This window comes from Brachyspira catarrhinii (assembly GCF_005518285.1).
Taxonomy (GTDB): domain Bacteria; phylum Spirochaetota; class Brachyspiria; order Brachyspirales; family Brachyspiraceae; genus Brachyspira; species Brachyspira catarrhinii.
The window spans coordinates 1-1,099 of the sequence record NZ_SJDU01000567.1 but is presented as its reverse complement, the minus strand read 5'-3'; the positions used below and the strand labels follow the sequence as shown (position 1 = coordinate 1,099).

The window sequence follows — 1,099 nt, the reverse complement described above, 5'->3', positions numbered from 1 at the left end:
TAAATTCGGTTTAACTCTTAAAAATCTTATTAACTTAAATCATATTATCTTCAACTTAATTATTTTCTAACTAATTTATTATTCGAAAACCACCCAACTACCGTCAATTTGACTACTCTGACTTCCTACTTGAACATCCACCCTATACTCTATGCCATTAATTTTTTGCTCGTCAGTAAGGTCGTAATCGGTATCGCTAAATGTAAACTTAAAAGTAAAGCTCCATATTCCAGCAGTTGCACCAGCCCCATGGTTAACTAACTCCATATTTGTATAAGTGATTTTTTTAGTTCCTGAATTAGCTTCATTTTGAATATTAGTTTTCAAAGATTCAATAAAAGTATCTTTGCTATATTTAATTTCACTTTGATTCTTGCCAGCATCCAAAGCTTTAAGAGTCGCTGTTATATCGGTATCGTTTGGAGTTCCATTAAAATTAACAGAAAAGCCAAATTGCAAAGGCGAAAAACCCGATGCTTGCTTAATTATTTCTCCAATATGCTCTTTAGGATTAACGAGTTTTTCTTTGTAAATTTCAATAACGACTGTTTTTTCGGTTTCGCTTAAAGTCACATTTTCAGCGGGCTTTAATGTGAAGGTAGCGGTGATTTTTTTACTCGCTTTCTCCCAAGTAATTTTGCCGCCTACGGTTGTATCAATTTTGCTTGCGTCCGTTGTATCCGCTTTCAAAGTTAAAGTAGTTCCTTCGTAGACAATATCGCCGTCCTTTAAACTTGTGCTATCCGTATCTTCAAAACTTTTTAATGTTGCCGTAGCGTTTTTGAATTTAATCGTTGCGGAAATTTTTACGGTATCGCCCGAAACTCTTATTAATTTTGTCGAAGTTGTCGATAAATCGCCGTCCACTAAATCTTTGTCGGGGTCGGTGCTTCCGCTACCGCCCGTATCCGTTTGACCTCCGCCTCCGCCTCCGCCGTTTAATCCGTTATCGTCTGGAATATTATTCGGGTCGCTGACATTGTTCTTACACTGACAGCTATAGGAAAATAGCAGTCCGAAGATACATAAAGTAATTAATAAGATTTTTGATTTCGCATTATGCGATTTTGTTGTTTGATTTCTCATTTTGAAATCTCCT

At 36.2% G+C, this 1,099-nt stretch carries 1 protein-coding gene; it reads right to left on the bottom strand.

The features are described from left to right. Positions 1-78 precede the first annotated feature (78 nt). Positions 79-1,086: a hypothetical protein gene (locus EZH24_RS12355; RefSeq protein ID WP_137999356.1), complete on the bottom strand. Its 1,008-nt coding sequence runs from the start codon at positions 1,084-1,086 to the stop codon at positions 79-81. Between the last annotated feature and the right edge of the window lie 13 nt (positions 1,087-1,099).